This window comes from Cyanobium sp. BA20m-p-22, assembly GCF_024346275.1.
Classification (GTDB): Bacteria; Cyanobacteriota; Cyanobacteriia; order PCC-6307; family Cyanobiaceae; genus Cyanobium_A.
Genome location: NZ_JAGQCQ010000199.1, coordinates 1 through 6,903 on the forward strand (window position 1 = coordinate 1; position 6,903 = coordinate 6,903).

Annotated in this window: 7 protein-coding genes and 1 pseudogene; 3 read left to right on the top strand and 5 right to left on the bottom strand. The window is 68.4% G+C overall.

The window, feature by feature from the left end; all coding sequences use genetic code 11:
- The 3 genes from KBZ15_RS15285 to KBZ15_RS15295 form a co-directional block, all read left to right on the top strand.
- Positions 1-1,311 (top strand): lysine decarboxylase (locus KBZ15_RS15285; RefSeq protein ID WP_255016059.1); only part of this gene is annotated, 1,311 nt, incomplete at its 5' end.
- A gap of 10 nt (positions 1,312-1,321) precedes the next feature.
- Complete coding sequence (gene cbiT, locus KBZ15_RS15290; RefSeq protein WP_255016060.1) at positions 1,322-1,957, top strand: precorrin-6Y C5,15-methyltransferase subunit CbiT; 636 nt, start codon at positions 1,322-1,324, stop codon at positions 1,955-1,957.
- A 20-nt stretch (positions 1,958-1,977) separates the two neighbouring features.
- The gene (locus KBZ15_RS15295; protein ID WP_255016061.1) at positions 1,978-2,838 is read left to right on the top strand and encodes a phosphatidate cytidylyltransferase; all 861 of its coding nucleotides are present in this window, start codon (positions 1,978-1,980) and stop codon (positions 2,836-2,838) included.
- Here the strand turns inward: KBZ15_RS15295 and KBZ15_RS15300 are convergent.
- From KBZ15_RS15300 to KBZ15_RS18740, 5 genes and pseudogenes are all read right to left on the bottom strand, one after another.
- Positions 2,835-3,509, bottom strand: a complete 675-nt coding sequence (locus KBZ15_RS15300) for a DUF2993 domain-containing protein (protein WP_255016062.1) — start codon at positions 3,507-3,509, stop codon at positions 2,835-2,837. The genes KBZ15_RS15295 and KBZ15_RS15300 overlap by 4 nt on opposite strands.
- On the bottom strand, positions 3,506-4,408 hold the full coding sequence (locus KBZ15_RS15305) for an alpha/beta fold hydrolase (protein ID WP_255016063.1): 903 nt from the start codon (positions 4,406-4,408) through the stop codon (positions 3,506-3,508). The genes KBZ15_RS15300 and KBZ15_RS15305 overlap by 4 nt, the downstream gene beginning before the upstream one ends.
- Positions 4,405-5,511 carry an iron-containing alcohol dehydrogenase gene (locus KBZ15_RS15310; RefSeq protein ID WP_255016064.1) on the bottom strand — a complete coding sequence of 369 codons (1,107 nt, stop codon included), beginning with the start codon at positions 5,509-5,511 and terminating at the stop codon, positions 4,405-4,407. The genes KBZ15_RS15305 and KBZ15_RS15310 overlap by 4 nt, the downstream gene beginning before the upstream one ends.
- A 16-nt stretch (positions 5,512-5,527) precedes the next feature.
- The gene (locus tag KBZ15_RS15315; protein ID WP_396123507.1) at positions 5,528-6,502 is read right to left on the bottom strand and encodes an AAA family ATPase; all 975 of its coding nucleotides are present in this window, start codon (positions 6,500-6,502) and stop codon (positions 5,528-5,530) included.
- 252 nt (positions 6,503-6,754) lie between these two features.
- Positions 6,755-6,847, bottom strand: a pseudogene (locus KBZ15_RS18740) (hypothetical protein); the annotation flags it as partial.
- Between the last annotated feature and the right edge of the window lie 56 nt (positions 6,848-6,903).

Genomic DNA, 6,903 nt, shown 5'->3' on the forward strand with positions numbered 1-6,903 from the left:
CCGGCCCACGGCCGCGGCAGGGGTCTCTCACCGGCCCTGGCGGCCCTGCTGCGCCAGCGGCCAGGCAGCTGGGACCTGCCGGAATTACCCCAGTTCGGCGGTCCCCTAGTCGATGGCGGCGCCGTGGCCGCGGCCCAGCAGCGCTGCGCCCGCCAGCTCGGGGCCGATGGGGTGTGGTTTGGGGTCAATGGGGCCACCGGCCTGCTACAGGCTGGATTGCTGGCCCTGGCCCCCCCAGGCAGCCGGGTGCTGCTGCCCCGCAACCTGCACCGCTCCCTGCTTCATGCCTGCGTGCTGGGTCAGCTGCGGCCCCTGCTATTCAACCTGCCCTTCGATCCGGCAACCGGCCTCTGGCTGCCCCCCAGCCCTACCCACCTGGCCCAGGTGCTGGACGCCGCCGCAGTCGCTGGCCCGGTGGCTGCCCTGGTGCTGGTTTCGCCCAGCTATCAGGGCCAACGGGCCGATCTGCCCGCCCTGGTGGCCCTGGCCCAGCAGCGCGGTCTACCGGTGCTGGTTGACCAGGCCCATGGCCGCGCTGAGGCCCTCTCTGCCGGGGCCGATCTGGTGGTGCTCTCCAGCCAGAAGGCCGCGGGCGGTCTGGCCCAGAGTGCGGCCCTGTTGCTGCAGGGGCAGCGGGTGGACCGCCAGGCCCTGGCCAGGGCCCTGCTATGGCTGCAGACCTCCAGCCCCAGCGCCCTACTGCTGGCCTCCGCCGAGGCGGCCCTCACCGAGCTCACCAGCCCGGCGGGGCTTGGCCGCTGGCGGCGGGCCTGCCGGGTGGGGGAGCGGCTGCAGCGCCACTGCCGGGCGGCCGGGCTGACCCTGGTCGCCAATGACGATCCCCTGCGGCTGGTGCTCAACACCGCGGCCCTGGGCATCAACGGTCTCGCCGCCGATGCCTGGCTGCTGGAAAGGCAGGTGATCGCCGAGTTACCCGAGCCGGGGGCGCTGACCTTCTGCCAGGGGCTGGCGCCGCCAGCGGGGCTGGTGTGGCGCCTACCCCGCCAGCTGGAGCGGCTGCGGCATGCCCTGGGTGGCGATCCCCTGCCGCCCTTCAGCGCGCCACCCCTGCCCCTGGTTGGGGAGCCAGAGCTGCCGCTGGGCCTGGCCTGGCGGGCCTCCTGCGAGGTCGTGACCCTGGCGGCGGCGGTCGGTCGCATCGCCGCCGAGCCCCTCTGCCCCTATCCCCCTGGCATTCCGCTGCTGGTGCCGGGCGAGCGGATCGATCCCGCCCGCGCCGCCTGGCTCCAGGGGCAGGCCAGCCTTTGGCCCGGCCAGATCGCTGATACGGTGAAGGTTGTGGCCGCATAGGGGCCCGGTGATGGACCTGCGCGCACCTGCCGATTCCTACCAGTGGGATTTCGTCACTCCCGGCCTGCCGGATAGTTCCTTTGTGGACGCCCCCGGCTTCAGCCCCACCCCGATGGAGCTGCGGGTGATGCTGCTGGCCCATCTGCGCCCAAGGCCCGACTCCCTGGTTTGGGATGTGGGAGGGGGTACCGGTGCCCTGGCCCTGGAGATTGCCCGCCTGATGCCCAAGGGAGTCGTGCACACCCTCGAGCGCGACCCTGAAGCGATCGAGCTGCTGGAGCAGAACCGGCGCCGCTTTGGGATCACCAACCTGCACATCCACGCCGGTGCCGCCCCCGACGACCTGGCCCAGCTCCCGGCCCACCCAGACCGGGTGCTGCTGGAGGTGGGGCGCCCCCTTGGCGGGGTACTGCTGGCGGTATGGAAGGCCCTGGTTCCCCAGGGGCGTCTGGTGATCAGCACCGCCAGCCTCGAGGGGCTGGTGGATGCCACCGATACCCTCAGCCAGCTGGCAGCCACGGATGTGCAGGTGGTGCAGGCCACCGTGCACCGCATGCAACGGCGCGGCAGCCAGGCCAAGCTGGCTGCGGCAGAGCCCCTCTTTCTGATCGCAGCTGAGCGCCCATCCCCTGGCGCGCCCTGCTGATTGCCGTTGCTGAATCCCGCTTGATTCCCACCCCTCGCACGGCCACCTCCCTGCCCCGACTGCTCAGCGGCTGGGCCGCCGGAGCCTTCGGTTTCGTGGTGGTGATGCTGGGGGGATGGTGGTTCACGGTGGCCCTGGGCCTGATCGTGCACCTGGGGTTGCTGGAGTTCTTCCGGATGGCCCAGTTCAAGGGAATCCGGCCGGCCATCAAAACCACCCTGGTCGCCGTCCAGCTGCTGCTGATCACCACCCAGCTGGCCAGCGGCAGCGCCCTTTTGGGTGGTGATTGGTTTGCAGGCGATGTGGCGGCGGCGGTGCTGCCTGCCTCCGGCGCCGTGATCTGCGGCTGGCTGTTGTTGCAGCCGGTAACCGGCACGATTGCCGACATCGCCGCCTCAATCTTCGGGCTCTTCTACCTGGGCTTCCTGCCCAGCTACTGGATCCGCCTGCGGGAGCTGGAGGGGACCGGCCTGGCCCTCACCCTGCTGGCCTGCTTCCTAATCGTCGCCACCGACATCGGCTCCTACGTGATCGGGCGCCGCCTGGGCCGCCGTCCCCTCTCGCCCATATCACCGGGCAAAACCATCGAGGGGGCCCTGGGCGGGGTTGGCTGCGCCATGGCGGTCGGCGCCCTGGGCGGCAGCTGGATCGGCTGGAGCTGGGGCTGGCTGATCGGCGCGGTGCTGGGGGCGGTGGTGGCCCTCTTCGCCCTGGTGGGGGATCTCACCGAATCGATGATGAAACGGGATGCGGGCCTGAAGGACTCCGGCGATGCAATCCCCGGCCACGGCGGCGTCCTCGATCGGATCGACAGCTACCTGTTCGTGCCGGCGGTGGTCTACTCCCTGGTCACCTTGGTACTGCCCCTGGTGCAGCGCTAAGCGCTGACCCGGGCCGCCCCCAGCAGTTGCAGCATGCCCGCCTCCAGGCGGGCAGCGCCGATGGTGATGCCGGGATCCATCGGCAGCAGGTAGCTGGGGCTGCCCGCCACACAGCGAATCTCCACACTGCCGCCAACGGAGGCAACGGTGGTTTCCTGTTCGATCGGATCGGGGCGGCCCTGGGCCAGGGCAGTCAGCACCAGCTTGTCGTGGTGGATGCGCACCCCCCCCAGGGGCACGATTCCCAGCAGGGTTTCGCCCAGGCTGTCGGCCAGGGAGCGCCAGCGGGGGGCGGCCAGGGAGCGGGTCAGGCCAGCAGGGGTGAAACTCACCTGGCCCTGGATCTGAAAAGCCTGCTCCAGCTGAAGGGGCTGGCCCCTGAGCAGGTTGCCGACATGCACCTGTATCGGACCACTGGCCAACTCCACCAGCTCTAGGTGGAATTGCTGATACACCACACGCCTGGCCAGCAGCCGCACCCCAGCCAGCCGGCCCCGCAGCAGCTGCAGGGGCGAGCCCTCCAAGCGGATCTCGAGACTGTCTATCGACTGACACTGCTGGCGAACCCACAGCTGCAAGCCCCGGGCCAGCAGCTGCATCACCGGCCGGGAGGGATTGGCATTCGGGGTGTCGCCTGGAATGTCTCTTGGAATATCGCTGGGACTGCTCATGGCCGGGGGGAAGGGGTTAGCCAGCTGGTCACCACGCTGGCGGCTTGGTCGAGGTGGGGCAGGTGGCCGCAGTTCTCCAGTTCACTCACCCGCTCTCCTAACAGGGCCAGGGCGGCCCGTTTCAGCGGAGGCCGCAGGATGCGATCGTCCGCTCCCCAGAGCACGCTGATCGGCTGCGGGGGTAGAGGTGCTCCGCAGCCGGCAAAGCCGCCCGAGCGGGCGAAGCGTCGCAGGGCCTCGGCCCAGCCGGGGCTCTGCAGGTGCAGGGAGGCGATTTCCAATTCCGCCGGGCCCACGGCGCTGTCGGGGTCGGCAAAGGCAGCGCGACAAAGGCCCCGGCGCACCCCAGACAGGGCCAAAAAGCGCACCCCCAGACCATCGAGCAGGGGCGGCAGCGGCATGGGCCGCCCCGTGAGGCCGGCGGGCGCAAGCAACAGCAGCCGCTCCACCTGCAGGGGTAGGCGCCGGGCCAGCTCCACCGCCACCGCACCGCCCATGGATGCCCCGATCAAGCCCAAGGGAGCTGGGTTGCGCTGGCCAATTGCCCGCACAAGTAGCTCCAGGTGGCGCAGCACGCCGCTGGGGCCGTAGTCAGCAGCGGCGGGTCGGGGACAGAAACCGAAGCCAAACAGGTCGGGGATGAACAGCTGGGCTCCGCTGGCAGCCAGCAGCGGGGCCAGCCGCCGGAATTCCAGAAAGGAACTGTCGAAGCCGTGCAGCAACAGCACCGGTGGCCCTTCGCCCAGCACGGCCACGGGCCAGGAGCCCCAATCGCTGGGGCCCAGGCCTGGCAGCTGCCACCACTCCACCTGGGCCGCCAGGGCCCGGCCCTGGGGATCGAGCAGGCTGCGCGCCGCTTCGCGCACCAGCTCCTGCTCGGGGGCAGCCAGGGTCTTCAAGCTGGCTGGCGCTCACTGCTGCAGGTGCTCACCAGGGCGGCCAGCAGATCCGAGGAGCCCACGGCAAAGGGCAGGTGGTGCAGGTCGGAATCGGCACGACAGGCAAAAGCGCAGGCCTGCTCGAGCTCCTGCAGGCTCTCCCCCGCCAGGCCCAGCTGCTCCAGGTTGACGGGCAGCCCTAGCCGGCGGAACAGGGGCAGCAGCTGACGGCGGGCCTGGGCTGCGAGCTGGTTTCCGCCCAGCACCTCTTCCAGACGCAGTTGCACCAGGACCCCGAAACCCACCTTCTCGCCATGCAGATGGCCATGGCTGGCCGGAAGCTGGGTAAGGCCGTTGTGCACAGCATGGGCAGCCACGGTGCGGCAGCGGGCCCCGCCAATGCCACCGATCAGCCCGGCTGTCAAACCACAGGCCTCGACCACCCGCTCCCAGGCGGCGCCATGGGGATCGTGCAGGGCTGCTTCAGCTTCCAACATCAGCTGATCGCGCAGCACCCGGGCCATCTGCACCGTCTGCTGCACCAGGCCATCGCCGCTGGAACCGCTGCTCACCGAGGCCTCGTACCACTTGGCCATGGCGTCGGCGATGCCGCTGGCCAAGGTGCGGGGTGGGGCCAGGCGCACCAGGCTGTGATCAAAGATCAGCAGATCGGGGCAGCGGGCCAGAGCGACATCGCCCAGAAAGGCGCCCTCGGAGGTGTAAACGTTGGCCAGGGCCGTCCAGCCGGCACAGGTGGCGGCACTGGTGGGCACGGTGATGCAGCTCAGGCCGTGGCGGTGGGCGAGTAGTTTGCCAGCGTCCAGCACCTTGCCGCCTCCCATGGCGATCACCGCATCACAGCGGTGCAGCTCCAGTTCCGCGGCGAGCCGAATGAGATCGGCTTCGCAGCAGTCGTAGCGGAGCTCGGCCGTGGAAACCTCCAAACCGGCGGCTACCAGATCGGCCCTGCGGCTCTGGCGCAGACCAGCTGTGGCGGCACTGCGGCCAAGCAGCAGGGGGCGCTGGGCCAGGGCCGCGATGGGCCCTAGCGCCTGGTCCCACGCTCCCGGGCCCCGCAGCACCTGGGCCGGCGCTATCGAGTGGTGATTAACGGGGTTGTTCATCCCAGCCCGATCACTTTCAGACGCCAGCACCAGCAAGCTCGAGCTCGGCCGGCAGGGCTGTCTGCTTGCGTATCACCACCTGCTTGTCATCATTGACGTCCACCAGGGCTGAATCGCCATCGCCGATCCGGCCGCTGAGGAATTCCTCGGCCAGGGAGTCTTCGAGCAGGCGCATCACGGCGCGGCGCAGCGGGCGGGCCCCGTAGGAGGGGTTGTAGCCCTCTTCCACCAGGCGCTCCTTGAAGGCCTCAGTGACAGATAGGGCGATACCTTTCTCCAACATGCGGCCGAAGACCTCCTTGAGCATGATCTCGGCGATGATCTTGACCTCGTCACGGGTGAGTTGACGGAAGACGATGATCTCGTCGAGACGGTTGAGGAATTCGGGGCGGAAGTACTGCTTGAGCTCCTCATTTACAAGGGAACGGATCCGGTTGTAGTTGGTTTCATCCGCATCCCCCCCGCCGAATTCAAAGCCAAGGCCACCGCCGCCCTTTTCGATCACCTTCGAACCAATGTTCGAGGTCATGATGATTAGGGTGTTCTTGAAGTCGACCGTGCGGCCCTTGGAATCGGTCAGGCGACCGTCTTCGAGCAGCTGCAGCAGCAGGTTGAACACATCGGGATGGGCCTTCTCGATCTCATCAAAAAGCACAACGGTGTAGGGGCGACGCCGCACCGCTTCAGTGAGCTGGCCACCTTCATTGAAGCCCACATATCCGGGGGGAGAGCCGATCAGCTTGCTGACCGTGTGGCGCTCCATGAATTCGGACATGTCGAGGCGGATCATTGAGTCCTCGCTGCCGAAGAAGTAAGCCGCCAGGGATTTGGTCAGCTCGGTTTTACCCACGCCGGTTGGGCCGGAGAAGATGAAACTGGCGATGGGGCGGTTGGGGTTCTTGAGGCCGACCCTGGCCCGGCGGATCGCCCGGGAGACGGCCTTGACCGCCTCGTCCTGGCCAATCAGACGCTGGTGGAGGGTGTCCTCCATGTTCAGCAACTTGGCCGATTCGCTCTCGGTGAGCTTCTGCACCGGTACGCCGGTCCAGGAAGCCACGATGTGGGCGATGTCCTCTTCGGTGACCATCGGCGTGCGCACGAGCTCGATGGGGGCATCGGTCAGGGCGACGTCAACAGCTTCGCTGCTGCCAGCGGGCTCTTCATCCTTGCGGGCCTGCAAGATCGAGCGGATCTGATCGCGCAGCTCTACCTCCTTGTCACGCAGTTCACCGGCCTTGGTGAAGTCCTGCTCGCGCACGGCATCTTCCTTGTCCTTCTGGACAGAGCGCAACTGCTTATCCACCTCCTTCGCGGCCGGGGGCAGCTTCGAATTCATCAACCTGACCCGGCTACCGGCCTCATCGACCAGGTCAATCGCCTTATCCGGCAGGA

Bases quoted from the DNA above. Each gene is read 5' to 3' on its own strand.
- cbiT (WP_255016060.1), top strand. From the start codon at position 1,322: ATGGACCTGCGCGCACCTGCCGATTCCTACCAGTGGGATTTCGTCACT.
- KBZ15_RS15300 (WP_255016062.1), bottom strand. From the start codon at position 3,509: ATGAGCAGTCCCAGCGATATTCCAAGAGACATTCCAGGCGACACCCCG.
- KBZ15_RS15310 (WP_255016064.1), bottom strand. From the start codon at position 5,511: ATGAACAACCCCGTTAATCACCACTCGATAGCGCCGGCCCAGGTGCTG.
- KBZ15_RS15315 (WP_396123507.1), bottom strand. From the start codon at position 6,502: ATGGAGGACACCCTCCACCAGCGTCTGATTGGCCAGGACGAGGCGGTC.